An 18,683-nucleotide genomic window follows, 5' to 3' on the forward strand; every position below is an offset into this window, starting at 1 on the left:
CCGGGAGGCCGGGGCCTCAGTCGGCGGTCGCCGCCGTCAGGGTGCCGAGCCGGCCTCCGGCCAGGAACGCGCCGCCGGCGACGACCACGACCAGCAGGACGACCGCCACCGGCAGGCTCACCGCGGGGGTGATCCGGTCGGTGTCGGCGACGGCGTCGGCCACCGACAGGGCCCACTGCTGGACGGACGCCGAGCGCGCCCCGGAGGCCAGGTTGCCGATCAGCGACTCCCAGACCAGGGCGTAGATCAGCCCGATCGTCACGGCGTTGCGGCTGATCACGGCCAGCGCCACGAAGATCGCGCAGTAGGCGGCCGCGCCCACCAGCGCCCCGGCGGTGAAGCCCGCGGTGAGCCCGCTGAAGGTGCCGGTGAGCAGTAGCCCGGTCAGCAGGGTGGGGATCACCGCGAACACGACCGCCAGGCCGAACGCCACGACCAGTTTCGTCGTGGTGATGACGGGCCGCGGGATCGGCTTGGTCAGGATGTACATGATCTGACCGTCGTCGATCTCCGGCCCGATCACCCCGGTCCCCGCGATCAGGCAGAGCAGGGGCAGCAGCGTTCCCAGCACCAGGCTCTGCAGCACCCCGGCCGAGGTGCCGAGGTCGTTGTCCCCGGTCATCCGCAGTATGACGGCCAGCAGGATCGGCAGCGCGGGCAGCGCGAACAGCAGCAGCGCCCGCCGCCGGCCGAGCATGGCCCGCAGCGTGATGGCGGCGATCGTGGCGTTCATCCGGCACCTCCGACCAGGTAGGAGAAGACGCTCTCCAGGGATTCGTCGGCGGGCGAGACCTCCAGCAGCCGGACGCCCTCCTTACGGGCGACCTGCGGCAGCAGCCAGGTGAACCGCCGGAAGTCGGTCGCCTCCACCCGCAGCCCCTGGCCGCTCAGTTCCACGCTGCGCGCCGAGCCGTCCGCGATGATCGCGGCGGCCAGCCGCCGGTCGTCGGCGGACCGCACCAGGAAGACGTGCGGCCGGTCGGTCATCAACCGCCGGATCGCCCGGAAGTCGCCGGAGGCCGCGTGCCGGCCCGCCACGATCACCTCGATGTGCGTGGCCAGCCGCTCCACCTCCTCCAGGATGTGCGAGCTGAACAGCACGGTGCGGCCTTCGGCGGCCATCCGCCGGATCAGGTCCATCAGCTGGAGCCGCTGCCGGGGGTCCATCCCGTTGAAGGGTTCGTCGAGCAGCAGCACCGGCGGGTCGTGGACCAGCGCCGAGGCCATCTTGACCCGCTGTTTCATGCCCTTGGAGTACTTGCCGATCTCGCGGTCCTGGGCGGGCTCCATCTCGACCATGGCCAGCGCCCGCTGCGCCGCGGCGCCGGGATCGGGCAGCTTGTGCAGCTTGGCCATGGCCAGCACGAACTGCCGGCCGGTCAGGAAGTCGTAGGCGCTCTCGCGCTCGGGGACCAGCCCGACATGCCGGTAGATCTGCGGGTTCTTCCAGATGGTCGCGCCGTCCAGCTCGATCGTGCCGGTGGACGGCGGCAGGAAGCCGCCCATCATGTGGATCAGCGTGGACTTGCCCGCCCCGTTGGGGCCGAGCAGCCCGGTCACCCCGGGCCCGATGGTCATGGAGATCCCGTTCACCGCGACCACGTTCCCGTACCAGCGGGACACCTGGTCGAGCCGCAACTCGCTCATGAGAGACCGGCCTTCCGGAAGCGCAGGGACAGGACGGCGACCGCACCGGCCACCAGGAGCGCGCAGAGCGCCAGCGCCACCGGGCCGCCCCAGGGCCCGGGCGGCACCGCGACGGCCGCCTTCTCCGCACCCAGCAGCCGCACCTGCACGGCGTCAACGAGGTTGAACGGGGCGAACAGCCCCGCCCAGCCGGCCAGTTCGAAGTTGGTGCGCGCCTCGGCGATGCCCTGCACGATGAGCACCATCGTGCTGCTCACCATGTAGACGGCGATCACCGCGGCCACCCCGAAGCCGCGGCGCGGCGTGAAGGCCGCGATCACCAGCGCGATGGCGGCCAGCACCAGGGCGAAGAGCACGCATCCCAGCAGGGCGCCGAGGTAGTGCAGCACGTGATCGCCCAGCGGCATCGCCCGGGCGACCTCGCCGTCCGGCATGACGAGCGGCTTCATCTTGTCGGCCCGGGTGACCAGCGCCCCGACGAAGAGCACCGTCACCGGGACGGCCAGCAGCACGAACAACGCCGTGGCGAACGCGCCGACCTTGGCCAGCGTGAAGTCCGGCGGGACGACCGGCCGGGAGAAGTACAGCGGCACCACGCGGAAACGCAGCTCCCGGGAGGCGATCACCGGTGCCTGGGTGGCCAGGAAGATCGCCACCACCACCTGCATGATCGTCGCGTACTGGGAGTACACGATCAGGGTGTTCGGCTCCTTGGTGATGGCCAGCACCGCCACGCTGCCGGCCGCCGGCAGCAGCATCATCGCCGCCAGCAGGAACGGCATCACCTTGGCCCGCGCCGGCCGGCCCAGCCCGTAGGCGGCCCGCAGGTTGTGCACGTACAGCGACCGGATGATGTAGGCCCGGCCCAGCCGTCGGCCCTCGTAGTGCCGGTAGCCGATGTCGTGGATCGCGCCCAGCGTCACCGGAACACCTCCTCGATGTGGTGGCGGCGCTGCTCCAGCCGGATCAGGCCCACCCCGAGCTCGGCGACGCCGTCCCGGATCAGGTCGTAGGTGCCCTCGTCGGCGATGTCGACCAGCAGGTGCCGGCCCTCGGGGCGGACGGCCAGCCCGGCGGTGGCGAGCCGCTGCCCGAGCGCGTCGCGCTCCTCCTCCACCTCGACCACCAGCACGCCGCTGACCTCGGTGAACGAGTCGACCGCCGAGGAGCGCAGCAGCCGGCCGCCGTCGATGACGACCACGTGGTCGCAGATGCGTTCCAGCTCGCCGAGCAGGTGCGAGGTGACGAGCACGCTGATCCCGAACTCGGTGCCGACCCGGCGGATCAGCGCCAGCATCTCGTCCCGGCCGGCCGGGTCGAGCCCGTTGGTCGGCTCGTCGAGGAAGACCAGCTGGGGGTCGTGCACCAGGGCCTGGGCCAGCTTGACCCGCTGCCGCATCCCGGTGGAGTAGCCCCCGATGGGCCGGTAGCGCTCCTCGTACAGGCCCACGTGGCGCAGCGTGTCGGCGGCCCGCTCACGGGCCGCGGTGGGGGGCAGGCCGCACATCCGGGCCAGGTGCACCACCAGTTCGGTGGCGGAGACGTCGGGCGGCAGGCAGTCGTACTCGGGCATGTAGCCGACCCGTTCCCGGATCAGCGGCCCCTGCCCGGCCACGTCGAGATCGAGCACGGCGGCCTGGCCGGAGGTCGGCGGTAGCAGCCCGAGCAGGATCTTGATCAGTGTGGACTTGCCCGCGCCGTTGGCCCCGACGAGCCCGACGACCCCGGGTTCCACGGCGAGGCTCAGGTCGTTCAGTGCGGTGAACCCCCCGAACCTCATCGTGAGGTTCTGGGTGGCGATGATCGGCATGCCCCGAACCTAGTGGGAACGTACCGCTCCCGTCGTCACCCGGAAGGACTAGCCGGTACCGTCCTTCGGACGCATTTTCGTTCGCCTTTGGGCAAACCCCCATGCCGCCCGTTGGACGACCATGGTCGCGACCCCGGCAATGACCATGCCGACCAGGTTCACCAGCAGTTGCACCGCCGAGCCCGCCACCTCCGACCAGTGCCGCAACGCGACGGCCACGGCGATGTTGCCCGCCGCGGGGACGGTCGTGACCGAGATGAACACCCCGACCAGCGACGACGACTTGTCCGCCGTCAGGGCCAGCACCCCGGCCGCCCCGGCCAGCACCGCCACGATGAACGACCAGCGGTCCGGTTCGTACACGAACCCGGTCAGCGGGCGGGCGTCCGGCAGCTCGGCCAGTTCGATCACGCCGGTCCACCGGCCGAGCAGCGCGCAGACATAGGTGATCGCGATCGCCACCGCGAAGCCCACGGCCAGCGTGCGCAGCGCGCCCGCGACCCGGCCCGGCTTCCAGAAGACCAGCCCGAACGCGATCGCCGCCACCGCGCCGAACTCCGGGCCGAGCACCATGGCGCCCACGATGAGGATCGGCGAGTCGAGCAGCGCGGCGATCCCGGCGAGCAGGGTCGCCAGCGTCAGGAACGCGATGAACGACCAGGTCAGATCGGCCGCGTCGGCGGTCCGCTGGTCGAGGTCGGCCCAGACCACCGCGTCGTCGGGGGCGCCCGGGGCGCGCCGTTCGGCGTCCTCGGCGGCCTTCGACAGCGAGATGTCGATGTGTTCCAGCGTCAGCGAGCCGTCGCGGTCCAGCCGCAGGCTGCGCAGCGCGGCCAGGATCTCGTTGGCGGACTCCCGGGCGATGTCGGCGGTGACGACGTCGCCCGCGGGGTCCCGGGCCGCCCCGGAGAACACCGCGATATGGGTCGCGCCGGGATTCCCGGCGAGGACCGTGCACACCTGTTCGGTCCGGTCCTTGGGCACGATGGCCTGCAAGCGCAGCACGGCGCCCATGGTGCCAGGACGGGACGGGCCGCGGGAGGGTTCCCGAGCTGCGCGAGTTTCGTCCGGACATGCTGGGCATATCCGACGTAGCTTCGGGCCAAGAAAGGCAGAAAATGACTCGGTGGCTCCCCGCACTGGCCGCGGGAACGGCACTGGCGGCGGCCCTCACCGGCTGCGCGGTCGAGGTGGAGGGCACGGGCGGCGGCACCGACCGGACGCCCGACCGGCGCGGCGCGGCGGCCGCCCGGGCCGACCTGAAGGACCTGCGCACCGCGGCCGAGGGCAGCGGCTCCGGATACGAGCGCGAGCGGTTCGGGGTGCGCTGGAAGGACATCGACCGCAACGGCTGCGACCAGCGCAACGACGTCCTGGCCCGCGACCTGGAGAAGATCGAGAAGCGCGGCGACTGCGTCGTGGTGAGCGGCCTGCTGCACGACCCCTACAGCGGCAAGGACATCACGTTCAGCAAGTCGGACGCCGACGAGGTGCAGATCGACCACCTCTACCCGCTGGCACTGGCCTGGCGGATGGGCGCCGACGACTGGCCCGCCGACCGGCGCGAGCGGTTCGCCAACGACCACGACAACCTGCTGGCCGTCTGGGGCGTCCCGAACCGGCAGAAAAGCGACTCGGGCCCCGGCGAGTGGAAGCCGCAGCGCGACTTCCAGTGCACCTACGCGATCAGGTACATCGCCGTGGCCGACGAGTACGCCCTCCCCGTCACCCGCACCGACCGCACCGCCCTGGACGGCTTCCTCGACCGCTGCTGAGCCCGCCCGGGTCACCCGGAGGCGAGCTCCGCGCGGACCACGTCAGCGAGCCGCTCAGCGACCGTCTGGGCCTGCTCCTGGCTCGCCGCCTCCACCATGACGCGGACCATCGGCTCGGTGCCGCTGGGCCGGATCAGCACCCGGCCGGTGTCGCCCAGCTCCGCCTCGGCCGCCGAGATCGCCTCGGCCAGCACGGGGTCGGTCGCGGCCCGCGCTTTGTCGACGCCCCGGACGTTGACCAGCACCTGCGGCAGCCGGGTCATGACCTTGGCCAGCTCGTCCAGCGGGCGGCCCCGCCGGGCCACCGCCGCCAGCAGGTGCAGGCCGGTCAGCACGCCGTCGCCGGTGGTGGCGTGGTCCAGCATGATGACGTGGCCCGACTGCTCGCCGCCGAAGCCGAAGCCGCCCTCCTTCATCGCCTCCAGCACGTAGCGGTCGCCGACCGCGGTCTCGATCACGGCGATCCCCGCCTCCCGCATGGCGATCTTGAAACCGAGGTTCGACATCACCGTGGCCACCACGGTGTCGTCGGCCAGCCGGCCCGCCTCGCGCAGTTCCAGCGCCAGGATCGCCATGATCTGGTCGCCGTCGACCGTCTCGCCGGCGGCGGTCACCGCCAGGCAGCGGTCGGCGTCGCCGTCGTAGGCGATCCCCGCGTGCGCGCCGTGCTCGACCACCGCGGCCTGCAGCGCGGCCAGGTGGGTGGAGCCGCAGCCCGCGTTGATGTTGAGGCCGTCAGGCGCGACTCCGATGGCGACCACGTCGGCCCCGGCCCGGCGCAGCGCCTCCGGCGCGACGGCGGACGCGGCCCCGTGGGCGCAGTCGACCACCACCCGCACACCGTCGAGCGACCCGGGCAGCGTGGACACCAGGTGCGCCGCGTACTGCTCGACCGCGCCGAACGCGTCGCGCACCCGGCCGACCCCGGCACCGGTCGGCGGCTCCCAGGCCTCGCCCAGGTGCGCCTCGATGCTGTCCTCGATCTCGTCGGCGAGCTTGTAGCCGCTGCGGTCGAAGAACTTGATGCCGTTGTCGGGCGCGGCGTTGTGCGACGCCGACAGCATCACCCCGAGGTCGGCGTCCAGCGCCCTGGTCAGGTACGCCACCGCCGGGGTCGGCGCCACCCCGACGCGCAGCACGTCCACCCCCGCGCTGGCCAGCCCGGCGACCACGGCCGCCTCCAGGAACTCACCCGAGGCCCGCGGGTCGCGTCCCACCACGGCCACCGGCCGGTGCCCCGCGAAGGCCCCGGCCTCCCCCAGGACCCGGGCCGCGGCGACGGACAGATCCATCGCGAGCGACGCGGTGAGATCACGGTTGGCGACCCCGCGGATGCCATCGGTGCCGAAGAGACGACCCACAACTCACTCCAGATGTACAGGTCAATGACTACAGTCCGGAACGTTCCGTTTGCGCAGTCACACTAACCCCGAAAACGGGTGTGTACATGCGAACGGACCGTCGCATGGTGCGACGGCCCGTTCGGCGGAAAGGTTCGTTTCGTCAGCGCTTGCTGTACTGCGGAGCCTTACGCGCCTTCTTGAGACCGGCCTTCTTCCGCTCCTTCACCCGCGCGTCGCGGGTGAGGAAGCCGGCCTTCTTGAGCGCGGGGCGGTGCTCGATGTCGGAGAACTGCAGCGCCCGGGCGATGCCCAGCCGCAGCGCACCGGCCTGGCCCGTCACGCCGCCGCCGTGGATGCGGGCGATGACGTCCCACTGGCCCTCGGTGCCGAGCAGCACGAACGGCTCGTTGACGATCTGCTGGTGCACCTTGTTCGGGAAGTACTGGTCGAGCGACTGCCCGTTGATCGTCCAGTTGCCCGTGCCCGGCACGATGCGGACGCGCGCGATGGCCTGCTTGCGGCGGCCGGTGCCCGCGGCGGGGCCGGCGGCGACCGGCTGCGGGACGTACTCCTCGGCGACCTCGGGGCTCTCGGTGGTGTACTCCGAGGGCACCTCTTCGGAGTACGTGTCGTACTCCTCGCCCTCGCCCTCGACGGGCGTCTCGATGCCGCTGTTCTCGGCCACTGTTCTCCTAGGGGTCTTCTAGCCAGGGCGGCGGACCCGGTGGACGGGCACCCCGGCGGCCTCTGTTGGGAAACGGCGCGCCCCTGGGGGACGCGCCGCCGGTGCGGTTACTGCGCGATCTGGGTGATCTCGAACGGCACCGGCTGCTGCGCCTGGTGCGGGTGCTCGGGACCGGAGTAGATCTTCACCTTGCCGAGCATCTTCCGGCCCAGCGAGTTCTTGGGGAGCATGCCCCTGATCGCCTTCTCCACCGCGCGCTCGGGGCGCGTGGCGAGCAGGTCGGAGTAGGCCACGGAGCGGAGCCCGCCCGGGTAGCCCGAGTGGCGGTAGGCGCGCTTCTGCTCCAGCTTCTTGCCGGTCAGCGCCACCTTGTCGGCGTTCACGATGATGACGAAGTCACCCGTGTCGGCGTGCGGGGCGTAGATCGGCTTGTGCTTCCCCCGCAGCAGGATCGCGACCTGGCTGGCAAGGCGACCCAGCACGACATCGGTCGCGTCGATGACGTACCACTGACGCTGCACGTCAGCGGGCTTAGGGGTGTACGTGCGCACGGTCGTAGCCTTCATTTCTTTCGACGACTGCGGAATCTCTTGGTCGCGCTGGGCGGTCATTGATCCCGCAGGGCGACCCGGACGGCCGGGCACCCTGGGGCACGCCGGCACATACAACGAACTGGCAGGATACCCAGCCGCACGGGCATGGGTCAAAGCGGGTCGTCCATGGCAGGCTCCCAGCCTTTCCCCAGTATGCCCTACCAGGGAAGGTCTCCCGGCCCGTCGGCGAGTGTGCACCGTCATAGTTCCGGGGATAGACGGCCTAGTTCTGAGGATAGTGAGCACTCTGTGCCGTCTGTGCAGGTAACGTGCCTCCATGTCCGGTCGAATCCTGGAGGTTTCGTGAGCAGGCCCCGCACTGGACGCGCCATGGTCATCGGCCTCGGCGCCACCCTCGCCGTCGCCTCGGGCTTCGGCCTGGAACGAGTCGTCGACACCGGCGGGAACGCCGCGGCGACCACCCGGGTGGTCGCCGGCGACCGGCCCGCGGCCGACCCCCTCTCGGACGCCTCCCCCGCTGCCGACCCCGCCGCCGGCCCCGCCGGCCCGGCCCCCGCCCCGCCCGGCATCGAGGCCGAACCGACGCCGCCGCTCAAGAGCCTGCGCGTCCGGCCCCGCGAGGACACCGCCGGGAACACCGGGAACGCCGGCACGCCCCAGAACCCGTCCACCGGCGGGAGCGCGGGCGCCCCGGCGGGCGCGGCCGGGCCGGAGGGCCAGGTCGTGCGCCTCACCAACGCCGAGCGGGCCAAGGCGGGCTGCCCGGCGCTGCGCGTCGACGCGCGGCTCACCACGTCCGCCCGGCGCCACTCGGCCGACATGAAGGCCCGGAACTACTTCTCGCACACCTCGCCCAACGGAACCGACTTCGCGGCGCGGATCAGGGCCGCCGGCTACCCCAGCCCGGGCGCCGAGAACATCGCGATGGGCTACCCGACCCCGGCGGCCGTGATGAAGGGCTGGATGAACAGTCCCGGCCACCGCGCCAACATCCTCAACTGCAAGCTGCGGGCGATCGGCACCGGAGTCGCAACCGGTGGAAGAGGCCCCTACTGGACCCAGAATTTCGGCTGGCAGTGATCGCGCCCTGACCACCCGCTGACCTGGGCCGCCCGTGCCCGCGGTTCGTCATGACCGGCGGACGGGCGGCCGGATCGCGTGTCAAGGTGGAGTCCGCGTCGTCCAGAGCAACGTAAAGGCAAGGATAGGCTCCCACGCATGGGTTACCCGGGTGATAGAGACGGGCCCGGCGGCTGGCCCGGTGAGCAGCCGCCCTACGGCGGCGAGCCGCAGCGGCCCGACTCGGGGCCGACACACCCCTTCTCGCCGCGGCTCGGCGGTGAAGGCACCGCGGCGACCCCGTCGCCCTGGGCGCAGGATCCGCCGACCCAGCAGTACGGTTCCTCCTACGATTCCCCAGGTTACGGGTCGGACCCGTACGGTTCCGACCCCTACGGCGATCCTCCCGGCCGGTACGGCACCGGCCACCCGCAGGGGCTCGCCCAGGAGCCGCCGGACGAGCTCTACGGGACGACCGGCGAGCGGTACTTCACCGGCCCCGGCGACGAGCCCGAGGAGTACACCAGGCACCGCTCCACCCCGCCACGGCGCGAGCGCAACCGCATGCCGCTGGTCATCGGCGGTGCCGCGCTGGCCGGCGTCGTCCTCATCGCCGGCGGGTTCGGGCTGTCCGCGGTGTTGAAGGACGACCCGGAGCCCGCGCCCGCGGCGGCCTCCGCCCCGCCCGCCACGCCCACCGCCGCGCCGACCCCCACCACGTCGCCACAGGTCCCGCTCAACACCAAGATCAAGACCCGGACCACCGACCCGCAGGCGCTCACCTTCACCGAGATCTTCAACCGCTCCCGGTTCACCGTGAGCCGGACCCGCTACGTCATGACGGCCCGGCGGGCAGAGCGCTCCTGCGCCCGCGCCGTGAACGGCACCGCCCTGGCCACCGCGATCACCCGGGGCGGCTGCTCCCAGGTGCTGCGCGCCACCTTCGCCCGGAGCGACGGCGCCCTGGTCGGCACGGTCGGGGTGTTCAACCTGAGCACCGAGAACGCCGCCAAGCTCGCGCAGCGGGCGGGCGGCGGCAAGGACACCTACCTCCAGCCGCTGCCCGGCGGCGGGGTGACCAGGAAGATCGGCAAAGGCGCCGCGCTCGGCACGATCTCCGTCCGCGGTCACTACCTGGTGATGACCTGGGTGCAGCGCCCCGACGGCAAGGCCGTCCCGGCCGCCCAGCACAAGGCCGTCTCGACCTTCGGTCAGCACGTGACCTGGGGCAGCAACCTCACCAAGGCGCTGCACTACCGCGGAATCGAAGGCAAGCCCTACGGGAAGTAGCGACGATGAATACCCTGTCTACCTATGTCTGGTCGTGAGGAGACCTCGGGCGACCACCCGGCTCCCGAGTTCACGGCGCCCCCCGGCTTCGGCCAGTCCGGAGCGCCGGTCGACGCGGAGTCCCCGAGCGGGGCGCAGCAGCCGGGCCCCGGCCCACTAGAGGTACCGCCCCTCGGCGGTCCCAACACCCCCTGGTGGGCCGCTTCCGAGGACGAGAACGAGAACGCCGCCGGCCCGCCCCCCGGAACCCTGGTGGCGGGCATCGGGGTGCCCAGCGTCGACAGCCGCGGCGCCGTGCCCGCCGAACCTCTCGTCGAGCCGCCGCCGTCGGCCTACCCCGACACCGACCCCGACGGCATCCCCGTCGTCGACACCTCGAACCCGCCCGCCGAACCCTCCCCGGAGCCTCCCGCGTTCCCCGCCTCCCCCGTGCCCGAGACGGGCACCGCCGACGAATCCGCCGCGCCTCCGCAGGGCGGCCCCAAGTCCGGCCCCGAGAGCATCTGGGGGCTCCCCAAGGCCCCCGCACCACCCGCGCCGGAGCCCGCCGAAGAGGCCCCGGCCGAGCCCGCCGGCGAACCCGTGGCCGGGACCGTGCGGAGCGACGACGCCGACTCCGCGGAGACCGAGCCCGTGCAGCAGGTCGGCGCGCCCTTCCCCGAGCCCGCCGCGGAGCCGCCGGCGTCCTGGATCGCCGCGCAGGCGGCCGAATCGCGATCGTCCAGGCTCAGTTCCGAATCCAGCGATCCGCTGACCCCGGACGCGATCGTGCTGCCGCGCCGGCCCGGTTCGGGTGGTGGGAACCGGCCCGGTCCCGGCGGCGGGAAGCCGGCCTTGATCGTCCCTGCCGGGGCGCCGTCCCGGCCGGCCGCCGCACCGGCGGTGAACCGCCGTCCCCTGCTGATCGGCGGCGCGGTGCTGGCCGGGCTGCTGGTCGCGGTGTTCGCCTTCGTCGGGCTCGGCGGCGGAGACGACGAGAAGGGCCGGCAGCGGCAGGCCGGCGCCCAGGTGACGCCGGAGCCCTCCGCAGCGGCCCCCGCGGCCCCGCCCGCCTCGCCGTCCGACGTCCCGGCCCCCGTCGTCGACATCAACAACGAGCGCACCGACCGCCAGCCGCTCACCCTCCAGGAGGTCTTCCCACCGGGACGGATCATCCTGGGCGGACGCACCTACACCCAGGACAAGACGTCCGTGAACCACCAGTGCTCGCTGGCCTCCCGGGGCGCGATGGCCGCGGCGCTCCAGCGCAACGGCTGCCGCAAGGTGGTGCGCGCCACCTACATCGACTCCAGCAGGCGGTACGCCGTCACCACCGGCGTCGCGGTGCTGCCCACCCACGCCGCCGCGCTGCGGGTCAACCAGGCCGGCGACCCCAGCCGCTACGAGTGGTTCCGGGGCATGCCCGGCGCCGTCGCCAGGAAGATGGACCAGGCCGGCGGCTTCGCCGCCAGCACCGTCCGCGGACGGTACCTGATCTACTCCTACGCGCAGTACGCCGACGGCACCAGGCTCACCGCCCGCGACACCGCGCTGCGAGCCATCGCCCGGGAGTTCATCCCCCACTTCTCCCGTCCCATCGACCAGCGCGCGGCCTAGGCCGGCGCCTCAGGGCACGGGGAGGGTACGGACCCGGCGGGTCTCCTGGGCTCGCCGGGCGAGGTCCTCGTCGCCCGGATAGCGGATCTCCTCCAGCGACAGCCCGTGCGCCGGAGCCACGTTGACCGCCGAATCGCGGACCTGGGCGGACAGCACCTCGGCGGGCCAGTCGATGTCGCGCCGCCCGTCGCCGACCACCAGCAGCGCGCCCACCAGGGCCCGCACCATCGAGTGGCAGAACGCGTCGGCCTCCACCGTGGCGGTCACGATGCCCCGCCCCCGGCTGTCGGCCCCGGCGGCGGGCTCCTCCCGGGCCCACTCGAACCGCAGTAGCCGCCTGATGGAGGTGGCGCCCTCGCGCCGCCGGCAGAAGGCGGCGAAGTCGTGCTCGCCGACCAGCCGGGCCGCGGCGGCGTTCATCCGGCCCAGGTCGAGCGGGCGAGGGTGCCACAGCACGTCGTGCCGGCGCAGCGGATCGACGCCCATCGGGTCGTCCCCCACCCGGTACGCGTAGCGGCGCGACAGCGCGGAGAACCGGGCGTCGAAGCCGTCGGGCGCCACCGCGACCCGGCGGACCCGCACGTCCGGCGGCAGCAACCGGGCCAGCCGGCGCGGCATGGTGTCGTTGACGGTGGTGTAGGCGGCCATCGGGACGACGACGTGCGCCACCTGGCCGCGGGCGTGCACCCCGGCGTCCGTCCGGCCCGCCACGGTGAGCACGGGCGGGGGGTCGAGCCGCAGCAGCCGGCCCAGCGCGTCCTCGATCACGCCCTGGACGGTGCGCTGCTCGGGCTGGCGGGCCCAGCCGGCGAAATCCGACCCGTCGTAGCCGATGTCGAGGCGGAGGCGTACCAGGGCGGTCATCTCGTCAGTCTCCCAAACATCGGGCCCGCCGTCCCGTAGCGGGAACGGCGGGCCCTGTTCGCGGCGCGAGCGCGCCGGTTACTTCTCGGTGCCCTCGGCGGACTTCGCCTCGGCCGCTTCGGTCTCCTCGACCTCCGCGCTCTCGGCCTCCGTCGCCTCCGGCTCGGCCGGCTTCGACTCGGGCGCCGGCTCGGCCTTGGGGGCGGCCTTGGTGGTGGACACGGTCAGCGCCTCCACCAGCTCGATCACGGCCATCGGAGCGTTGTCGCCCCGGCGCGGACCGATCTTGGTGATCCGGGTGTAGCCCCCGGGACGGTTCTCGAACCGCTCCGCGATCTCGGTGAAGAGGCCGTGCACGACGCCCTTGTCCCGGATGACCGCCGCGACCTGGCGGCGGTTGTGCAGATCGCCCTTCTTGGCCTTGGTGATCAGCTTCTCCGCGTACGGACGAAGCCGCCGGGCCTTGGCCTCGGTGGTCGTGATCCGGCCGTGCTCGAACAGCGACGTGGCGAGGTTCGCCAGGATCAGCCGCTCGTGCGCCGGGCTACCGCCGAGGCGGGCGCCCTTGGTGGGCTTGGGCATCGTCGTTCCTTCCTGGTCCGGCCGTATCAGGTACCGGATCAGTTCATGGCCATGCGGCCGGGGTCAGTACTGCTCGGTCTCGGCGTAGCTCTGGTCGTCGTCGCCGTAGTTGTCGGCCGCCGCGCTCGGGTCGAACCCGGGCGGGGAGTCCTTCAGCGACAGGCCCATGTCGTTGAGCTTCTGCTTGACCTCTTCGATCGACTTGGCGCCGAAATTCCTTATATCGAGGAGGTCCTGCTCGCTGCGGGCCACCAGCTCACCCACGGAGTGGATGCCCTCGCGCTTGAGGCAGTTGTAGGAGCGGACCGTGAGGTTCAGCTCCTCGATCGGCAACGCCAGGTCGGCCGCCAGGGCGGCGTCCGTCGGGGACGGGCCCATGTCGATGCCCTCGGCCTCGACGTTGAGCTCGCGGGCCAGCCCGAACAGCTCGACCAGGGTCTTACCGGCGCTGGCCACCGAGTCGCGGGGCAGCATCGACTGCTTGGTCTCGACGTCCAGGATGAGCCGGTCGAAGTCGGTGCGCTGCTCGACTCGGGTCGCCTCGACCTTGTAGGTGACCTTGAGAACGGGCGAGTAGATCGAGTCGATCGGAATCCGGCCGATCTCCTGGCCGGGCTGCTTGTTCTGCGCGGCGGAGACGTAACCGCGGCCGCGCTCGACCGTCAGCTCCATCTCCAGCTTCGCCTTGTTGTTCAGGGTGGCGATGCGCAGGTCGGGGTTGTGCACCTCGACGCCGGCCGGCGGCGCGATGTCGGCCGCGGTGACCTCACCGGGGCCCTGCTTGCGCAGGTACATCACGACGGGCTCGTCGTGCTCGGAGGAGACGACGAGTTCCTTGAGGTTCAGGATGATGTCGGTGACGTCCTCCTTGACGCCCGGCACGGTGGAGAACTCGTGCAGGACGCCCTCGATCCGGATGCTGGTCACAGCCGCACCGGGAATCGAGGAGAGCAGGGTACGACGCAGCGAGTTGCCGATCGTGTAGCCGAAGCCCGGCTCCAGCGGCTCGATGGTGAACCGCGACCGGTACTCGTCGACCTGCTCTTCGGAGAGAGTGGGACGCTGAGCGATGAGCATGTGAATTCCTCACATTCCGCGACGCCCGCCATATGACGCCGCTGGAGATTACGTACCCCTCCCCATCTGAAACCTACGTATTCAGATGGGGAGGGTCGTGAGCCCTTACTTGGAGTAGAGCTCGACGATCAGCTGCTCCTGGACCGGCGTGTCGATCTGCTGCCGGACCGGGAGGGCGTGCACGAGGACGCGCATCCGGTCGGCGATGACCTCCAGCCACGCCGGCACGGGACGCTCGCCGGCCTCGGCCCGGGCCACCACGAACGGGGTGTCCTCCAGGGACTTCTGCCGAACCTCGATGATGTCGGCCTCGCTCACCAGGAAGGACGGGATGTCGACCTTCCTGCCGTTGACCCGGAAGTGGCCGTGGCGGATGAGCTGACGGGCCATGTCGCGGGACTTCGCGAAGCCCGCGCGGTAGACCACGTTGTCGAGGCGGCGCTCCAGCAGGGTCAGCAGGTTCTCACCCGTCTTGCCCTGCCGGCGGTTGGCCTCGTCGTAGTAGTTGCGGAACTGCCGCTCCAGCACGCCGTAGATGCGGCGGGCCTTCTGCTTCTCCCGAAGCTGGAGCAGGTACTCGGTCTCCTTGGGCCGACCGCGGCCGTGCTCACCCGGAGGGTAGGGCCGGTTCTCGATCGGGCACTTGGGACTTTCGCACTTGCTGCCCTTGAGGAACAGCTTCATCTTCTCGCGACGGCAGAGCTTGCAGTCGGCGCCGGTGTAACGAGCCATCTCTTTATCTCTCCTCAGACCCGGCGGCGCTTCGGCGGGCGGCAGCCGTTGTGCGGCACTGGCGTGACGTCCTGGATCGAGCCCACCTCAAGGCCGGTCGCCTGCAGCGACCGGATGGCGGTCTCGCGGCCCGAGCCCGGGCCCTTCACGAAGACGTCGACCTTGCGCATGCCGTGCTCCATGGCCCGGCGGGCGCACGCCTCGGCGGCCTGCTGGGCGGCGAACGGCGTGGACTTGCGCGAACCCTTGAAGCCCACGTGGCCGGAGGAGGCCCAGGCGATCACGTTCCCGTTCGGGTCGGTGATCGTGACGATCGTGTTGTTGAACGTGCTCTTGATGTGGGCGTGCCCGTGAGCGACGTTCTTCTTTTCCTTGCGGCGCACCTTTTTGGCGCCGACACGGCTCTTGGGAGGCATCTGCTCTCTTTACTCCTGAGGTCGTCGATCCGGAGCGCCGCAGGGCGGCGGCCGGACTACTTCTTGCCGGCCTTCTTCTTGCCGGCCACGGTCTTCTTCTTGCCCTTGCGGGTGCGCGCGTTGGTCTGCGTGCGCTGGCCGTGGACGGGAAGACCACGGCGGTGCCGGATGCCCTGGTAGCACCCGATCTCGATCTTGCGTCGGATGTCGGCCTGGACCTCACGCCGCAGGTCACCCTCGACCTTGTAGTTCGTGTCGATCCAGTCGCGGAGCTTCACCAGCTCCTCGTCGCCGAGCTGGTGCACCCGCAGGTCACCGCTGATGCCGGTCTCCCGCAGGGTCTCCAGGGCACGGGTACGGCCAACGCCGTAGATGTAAGTGAGAGCGACCTCCAGGCGCTTATCGCGCGGGAGGTCGACGCCAACGAGGCGTGCCATCGTCGGGCAGTTCCCTTCATGTCGCGGAGGTCCTGCACGACGCTCCGCACCCTGCCCGAGTGCGGCCCCGGCCTCCGTCCGGGGGTCTCCCCGGCCGGCTCGTGCCGTTCCGGGGATCGCGACGCGCTGTATTGCCTGCGGCGGGGTGTCAGCCCTGCCGCTGCTTGTGCCGCGGGTCGGAGCAGATCACCATGACCCGACCGTGGCGCCGGATGACCCGGCACTTGTTGCAGATCTTCTTGACGCTCGGCTTGACCTTCACTGGGTCTCCATTGCGATTCGCGGCCGGTCGGCCGCCACCACAAAGGGTCACCCCCACGCCGCCGGGACGAGGGGAAGGCAACCCCAGTGGACTACTTGTACCGGTAGACGATCCGACCGCGCGTGAGGTCGTAGGGGCTCAACTCCACGACGACGCGGTCGTCCGGCAGGATACGGATGTAGTGCATCCGCATCTTGCCGCTGATGTGGGCGAGCACCTTGTGCCCGTTGTCCAGCTCCACCCGGAACATGGCGTTCGGAAGGGACTCGACGACGGTGCCCTCGATTTCGATGGCCCCCTCTTTCTTGGGCATATCCTCCGCGCTTTGCTGCTCGGCTCATCTGGGATCGGCCCATGCAGGACTCATCTCACCGGAAGAGGTGCAGCGGGACCTGCCATCCCCCACTCCGCCAGGCGCATCGGCGCACGCGGAACAGTCAAGGGGTGGACCGTCAAAGGAGTCTACGTCACCGGAGCGGAGAATGTGAAATCGTGGCCACGCCCACACACCGGTGACCGGCTCGGCCCGGGAGGTCGTACGGCTGCCACCAGCTTAACGCCTCGCCGAACGAACCCCTACGTCGTTTCCCCTCGGCACCGCGGGTTGTACCTTTTTCCACACGGGCACGTATGTCGCGCGGGCCGATGCGGCGGGGCCGCCCGCCCAGGAGGATCCGAAGGAGGATCGGCATGCCGGGGTACGACTTCGAGCTGATCCTCAGCCGTCCCTTCTACGAGGCCGAGCTCGACCCCCTGTTCCAGCGCACGCACGGCGCGGTGACCGTGGGGTTCGTCCGCGAGGGCCAGCAGGCCGGACGTCCCGGCCAGGCCGGCGCCGACTGGCAGGCCCCCTCGCTGGCGGTGGCGATGATGGACGTCATCGCGCACATCGAGGCCAGCGCACCCGGGCTGCGCGTGCTCCGGGTCGAGGCCGACCCGCTGCTGTCGATGCACGAGATCGCCGAGCGGGTGGGCCGCAGCGTCGAGTCGGTGCGGCTCTGCATCAAGGGCGCCCGCGGGCCGGGACACTTCCCGGCCGCCGAGACCTCCACCCCCCGGCACCGGCTCTGGCGCTGGTCGCACGTGGCCGACTGGTACGGCATCCAGGACCCGCAGATCCTGGAGGCCGGCCCCACCAGCCAAGCCGTCAACGGCTGGCTGGCGCTGCGCGAGGTGGTACCGGACGTGGCCCCCGCCCCGCACGAGCTGACCGAGGCCCTGTCCGCGGTCTTCCCGCACGTGGCCTGAACCCGGCTAGCCCGGCGGGCGGCGGCCCTGGCCGCGCAGCCAGGTGGCCAGCAGCACCAGGCCCCACGGGCCGGCGACCCAGAGCCACCAGGGGTAGAACGCGCCCGTGGTGACCCCCACGGCCAGCCAGATGGTGAAGCAGAGCAGGCTCACCCCGGCCCAGGTCCCCCAGGCCGCGATCGCGTCCCGATGGGTCAGCGCACCGCCCGCCCGCCGCTCCGGAACCGAGCTCGCCCGCCGGGCGGCCGGTACCGGCAGCGCGTAGAGGTCCTCCTCGGGCAGGTCGGCCGTGATCTCCTGGAGCTGACCCAGCGTCCGGGCGGCATAGGTCGACTCCAGCCGTTCCTGGAGCTCGTCCAGGGTGATCCGGCCCTGCGCGCAGTGCTCGCGGAGCGCCTCCGCCACCTGGTCGCGGTCCCGGTCCGAGGCCCGCATCTCGGGGTTCGGCTGCATGGCCAGTCCTTCTGGGTCAGGAAGCGGCGACCCGTCCGCCGAGTGCGGTGAGGCGCTCGCGTCCCTCGTCGAGCGCCGTGAGCACCCGGGGGCCGTCCTCGGTCACCGCGAAGGTGTGCTCGAAGTGCGCGGACCGGCGGCCGTCGGCGGTGACCACCGTCCAGCCGTCGGCGAGTTCGTAGGTGTCCTTGGTGCCGAGGTTGACCATCGGCTCGATCGCGAAGCACATGCCGGGCAGCAGTTCCGGGCCGTGCCCCGGCGCGCCGTGGTTGGCCACCAGCGGGTCCATGTGCATCTCGGTGCCGATGCCGTGCCCGCCGTAGCCCTCGACGATCCCGTACGGCCCCTGGTCGCGGATGTACCGCTCGATGGCGTGCGAGATGTCGGTCAGCCGGGCGCCCGCGACTCCGGCCGCCAGGCCGTGCCACAGCGAGTTCTCGGTGACCTCCAGCAGCCGCCGCAGCTCCGCGGAGATCTCGCCGACCGGGACGGTGATGGCCGCATCGCCGTGCCAGCCCGCGACGATGGCACCGCAGTCGATGGAGATGACGTCGCCGTCCCGCAGCACCTTGCCGGGGTCGGGGATGCCGTGCACGATCTCCTCGTTCACCGAGGCGCAGATCGTCGCGGGAAAGCCGTGGTAGCCCTTGAAGGAGGGGACGCCACCGCCCGCCCTGATCGACTCTTCGGCCAGTGCGTCGAGATCGGCGGTGGTGATGCCGGGCTTGACGGCCTCGCGCAGCAGCTCCAGGGTCTGCCCGACCAACAGCCCGGCGGCACGCATCAACTCGACCTGCTCGGCGCTCTTCACCTGGATCGCAGGCTTACGCCTCTTCCACATGTCCCCTCCCGT

General features: G+C 71.5%; 23 protein-coding genes. 5 read left to right on the top strand and 18 right to left on the bottom strand.

Annotated features, from left to right (window positions below; translation table 11 throughout):
• Positions 1-16 precede the first annotated feature (16 nt).
• The 5 genes from DPM19_RS10330 to DPM19_RS10350 are packed head-to-tail and all read right to left on the bottom strand — an operon-like array spanning position 17 to position 4,462.
• On the bottom strand, positions 17-733 hold the full coding sequence (locus DPM19_RS10330) for an ABC transporter permease (RefSeq protein ID WP_111865477.1): 717 nt from the start codon (positions 731-733) through the stop codon (positions 17-19).
• Positions 730-1,647, bottom strand: a complete 918-nt coding sequence (locus DPM19_RS10335) for an ABC transporter ATP-binding protein (protein WP_111865480.1) — start codon at positions 1,645-1,647, stop codon at positions 730-732. Before DPM19_RS10335 ends, DPM19_RS10330 begins: the two co-directional genes overlap by 4 nt.
• Positions 1,644-2,570, bottom strand: coding sequence for an ABC transporter permease (locus DPM19_RS10340; protein WP_111865482.1), 927 nt, complete (start codon positions 2,568-2,570; stop codon positions 1,644-1,646). The genes DPM19_RS10335 and DPM19_RS10340 overlap by 4 nt, the downstream gene beginning before the upstream one ends.
• Positions 2,567-3,457: an ABC transporter ATP-binding protein gene (locus DPM19_RS10345; protein ID WP_111865484.1), complete on the bottom strand. Its 891-nt coding sequence runs from the start codon at positions 3,455-3,457 to the stop codon at positions 2,567-2,569. The genes DPM19_RS10340 and DPM19_RS10345 overlap by 4 nt, the downstream gene beginning before the upstream one ends.
• Before the next feature lie 48 nt (positions 3,458-3,505).
• Positions 3,506-4,462, bottom strand: a complete 957-nt coding sequence (locus tag DPM19_RS10350; protein ID WP_111866343.1) for a DUF389 domain-containing protein — start codon at positions 4,460-4,462, stop codon at positions 3,506-3,508.
• Between the two features lie 113 nt (positions 4,463-4,575).
• On the opposite strand from DPM19_RS10350, the gene DPM19_RS10355 reads away from it, so the two are divergent.
• Entirely contained in the window at positions 4,576-5,232 is a 657-nt protein-coding gene (locus DPM19_RS10355; RefSeq protein ID WP_111865487.1) for an HNH endonuclease family protein, read from the top strand.
• 11 nt (positions 5,233-5,243) lie between these two features.
• Here DPM19_RS10355 and glmM read toward each other — a convergent pair whose 3' ends face one another.
• The 3 genes from glmM to rplM form a co-directional block, all read right to left on the bottom strand.
• Positions 5,244-6,593, bottom strand: coding sequence for a phosphoglucosamine mutase (gene glmM / locus DPM19_RS10360; protein WP_111865490.1), 1,350 nt, complete (start codon positions 6,591-6,593; stop codon positions 5,244-5,246).
• Between the two features lie 142 nt (positions 6,594-6,735).
• The gene (gene rpsI, locus DPM19_RS10365) at positions 6,736-7,260 is read right to left on the bottom strand and encodes a 30S ribosomal protein S9 (protein ID WP_111865492.1); all 525 of its coding nucleotides are present in this window, start codon (positions 7,258-7,260) and stop codon (positions 6,736-6,738) included.
• A 107-nt stretch (positions 7,261-7,367) separates the two neighbouring features.
• Positions 7,368-7,811 (bottom strand): 50S ribosomal protein L13, encoded by a 444-nt coding sequence (gene rplM, locus DPM19_RS10370; RefSeq protein WP_111865494.1) that lies wholly within the window; start codon positions 7,809-7,811, stop codon positions 7,368-7,370.
• Between the two features lie 345 nt (positions 7,812-8,156).
• On the opposite strand from rplM, the gene DPM19_RS10375 reads away from it, so the two are divergent.
• The 3 genes from DPM19_RS10375 to DPM19_RS10385 all read left to right on the top strand — a co-directional run bounded on the left by DPM19_RS10375 (position 8,157) and on the right by DPM19_RS10385 (position 11,759).
• The gene (locus tag DPM19_RS10375; protein ID WP_199484976.1) at positions 8,157-8,894 is read left to right on the top strand and encodes a CAP domain-containing protein; all 738 of its coding nucleotides are present in this window, start codon (positions 8,157-8,159) and stop codon (positions 8,892-8,894) included.
• A 138-nt stretch (positions 8,895-9,032) separates the two neighbouring features.
• Positions 9,033-10,163 carry a hypothetical protein gene (locus DPM19_RS10380; RefSeq protein WP_111865496.1) on the top strand — a complete coding sequence of 377 codons (1,131 nt, stop codon included), beginning with the start codon at positions 9,033-9,035 and terminating at the stop codon, positions 10,161-10,163.
• Positions 10,164-10,187: 24 nt separating this feature from the next.
• A complete protein-coding gene (locus DPM19_RS10385; RefSeq protein WP_111865499.1) occupies positions 10,188-11,759 on the top strand; it encodes a hypothetical protein in 1,572 nt (523 codons plus the stop codon).
• 9 nt (positions 11,760-11,768) lie between these two features.
• On the opposite strand, the gene truA is transcribed toward DPM19_RS10385, so the two are convergent.
• The 8 genes from truA to infA form a co-directional block, all read right to left on the bottom strand.
• The gene (gene truA, locus DPM19_RS10390) at positions 11,769-12,623 is read right to left on the bottom strand and encodes a tRNA pseudouridine(38-40) synthase TruA (protein WP_199484977.1); all 855 of its coding nucleotides are present in this window, start codon (positions 12,621-12,623) and stop codon (positions 11,769-11,771) included.
• A gap of 78 nt (positions 12,624-12,701) precedes the next feature.
• Positions 12,702-13,205 carry a 50S ribosomal protein L17 gene (gene rplQ / locus DPM19_RS10395; RefSeq protein ID WP_111865502.1) on the bottom strand — a complete coding sequence of 168 codons (504 nt, stop codon included), beginning with the start codon at positions 13,203-13,205 and terminating at the stop codon, positions 12,702-12,704.
• Positions 13,206-13,268: 63 nt separating this feature from the next.
• Positions 13,269-14,282, bottom strand: a complete 1,014-nt coding sequence (locus tag DPM19_RS10400) for a DNA-directed RNA polymerase subunit alpha (protein WP_111865505.1) — start codon at positions 14,280-14,282, stop codon at positions 13,269-13,271.
• A 105-nt stretch (positions 14,283-14,387) separates the two neighbouring features.
• Positions 14,388-15,014, bottom strand: coding sequence for a 30S ribosomal protein S4 (gene rpsD / locus DPM19_RS10405; RefSeq protein ID WP_111865507.1), 627 nt, complete (start codon positions 15,012-15,014; stop codon positions 14,388-14,390).
• Positions 15,015-15,028: 14 nt separating this feature from the next.
• Positions 15,029-15,430, bottom strand: coding sequence for a 30S ribosomal protein S11 (gene rpsK, locus DPM19_RS10410; RefSeq protein ID WP_111865510.1), 402 nt, complete (start codon positions 15,428-15,430; stop codon positions 15,029-15,031).
• A 56-nt stretch (positions 15,431-15,486) separates the two neighbouring features.
• Positions 15,487-15,867, bottom strand: coding sequence for a 30S ribosomal protein S13 (rpsM, locus tag DPM19_RS10415; RefSeq protein WP_111865512.1), 381 nt, complete (start codon positions 15,865-15,867; stop codon positions 15,487-15,489).
• A gap of 148 nt (positions 15,868-16,015) precedes the next feature.
• Positions 16,016-16,129, bottom strand: a complete 114-nt coding sequence (gene rpmJ / locus DPM19_RS10420; RefSeq protein WP_021596712.1) for a 50S ribosomal protein L36 — start codon at positions 16,127-16,129, stop codon at positions 16,016-16,018.
• Positions 16,130-16,220: 91 nt separating this feature from the next.
• Positions 16,221-16,442 (bottom strand): translation initiation factor IF-1, encoded by a 222-nt coding sequence (gene infA, locus DPM19_RS10425; RefSeq protein ID WP_067912209.1) that lies wholly within the window; start codon positions 16,440-16,442, stop codon positions 16,221-16,223.
• Between the two features lie 377 nt (positions 16,443-16,819).
• On the opposite strand from infA, the gene DPM19_RS10430 reads away from it, so the two are divergent.
• Positions 16,820-17,377 carry a hypothetical protein gene (locus DPM19_RS10430; protein ID WP_111865515.1) on the top strand — a complete coding sequence of 186 codons (558 nt, stop codon included), beginning with the start codon at positions 16,820-16,822 and terminating at the stop codon, positions 17,375-17,377.
• A gap of 6 nt (positions 17,378-17,383) precedes the next feature.
• On the opposite strand, the gene DPM19_RS10435 is transcribed toward DPM19_RS10430, so the two are convergent.
• Complete coding sequence (locus DPM19_RS10435; protein WP_111865517.1) at positions 17,384-17,830, bottom strand: DUF1707 SHOCT-like domain-containing protein; 447 nt, start codon at positions 17,828-17,830, stop codon at positions 17,384-17,386.
• 16 nt (positions 17,831-17,846) lie between these two features.
• Positions 17,847-18,671, bottom strand: a complete 825-nt coding sequence (gene map / locus DPM19_RS10440) for a type I methionyl aminopeptidase (RefSeq protein WP_111865520.1) — start codon at positions 18,669-18,671, stop codon at positions 17,847-17,849.
• Positions 18,672-18,683: the final 12 nt, after the last annotated feature.

Source organism: Actinomadura craniellae, assembly GCF_003289645.1.
Taxonomy (GTDB): domain Bacteria; phylum Actinomycetota; class Actinomycetes; order Streptosporangiales; family Streptosporangiaceae; genus Actinomadura_D; species Actinomadura_D craniellae.

What these genes read in the sequence shown, in the direction of transcription:
- DPM19_RS10330 (WP_111865477.1), bottom strand. Translation starts at nt 733, where the DNA reads ATGAACGCCACGATCGCCGCCATCACGCTGCGGGCCATGCTCGGCCGG.
- DPM19_RS10335 (WP_111865480.1), bottom strand. Translation starts at nt 1,647, where the DNA reads ATGAGCGAGTTGCGGCTCGACCAGGTGTCCCGCTGGTACGGGAACGTG.
- DPM19_RS10345 (WP_111865484.1), bottom strand. Translation starts at nt 3,457, where the DNA reads ATGCCGATCATCGCCACCCAGAACCTCACGATGAGGTTCGGGGGGTTC.
- DPM19_RS10355 (WP_111865487.1), top strand. Translation starts at nt 4,576, where the DNA reads ATGACTCGGTGGCTCCCCGCACTGGCCGCGGGAACGGCACTGGCGGCG.
- DPM19_RS10380 (WP_111865496.1), top strand. Translation starts at nt 9,033, where the DNA reads ATGGGTTACCCGGGTGATAGAGACGGGCCCGGCGGCTGGCCCGGTGAG.
- DPM19_RS10385 (WP_111865499.1), top strand. Translation starts at nt 10,188, where the DNA reads ATGTCTGGTCGTGAGGAGACCTCGGGCGACCACCCGGCTCCCGAGTTC.
- truA (WP_199484977.1), bottom strand. Translation starts at nt 12,623, where the DNA reads ATGACCGCCCTGGTACGCCTCCGCCTCGACATCGGCTACGACGGGTCG.
- rplQ (WP_111865502.1), bottom strand. Translation starts at nt 13,205, where the DNA reads ATGCCCAAGCCCACCAAGGGCGCCCGCCTCGGCGGTAGCCCGGCGCAC.
- DPM19_RS10400 (WP_111865505.1), bottom strand. Translation starts at nt 14,282, where the DNA reads ATGCTCATCGCTCAGCGTCCCACTCTCTCCGAAGAGCAGGTCGACGAG.
- rpsD (WP_111865507.1), bottom strand. Translation starts at nt 15,014, where the DNA reads ATGGCTCGTTACACCGGCGCCGACTGCAAGCTCTGCCGTCGCGAGAAG.
- rpsK (WP_111865510.1), bottom strand. Translation starts at nt 15,430, where the DNA reads ATGCCTCCCAAGAGCCGTGTCGGCGCCAAAAAGGTGCGCCGCAAGGAA.
- rpsM (WP_111865512.1), bottom strand. Translation starts at nt 15,867, where the DNA reads ATGGCACGCCTCGTTGGCGTCGACCTCCCGCGCGATAAGCGCCTGGAG.
- infA (WP_067912209.1), bottom strand. Translation starts at nt 16,442, where the DNA reads ATGCCCAAGAAAGAGGGGGCCATCGAAATCGAGGGCACCGTCGTCGAG.
- DPM19_RS10430 (WP_111865515.1), top strand. Translation starts at nt 16,820, where the DNA reads ATGCCGGGGTACGACTTCGAGCTGATCCTCAGCCGTCCCTTCTACGAG.
- DPM19_RS10435 (WP_111865517.1), bottom strand. Translation starts at nt 17,830, where the DNA reads ATGCAGCCGAACCCCGAGATGCGGGCCTCGGACCGGGACCGCGACCAG.
- map (WP_111865520.1), bottom strand. Translation starts at nt 18,671, where the DNA reads ATGTGGAAGAGGCGTAAGCCTGCGATCCAGGTGAAGAGCGCCGAGCAG.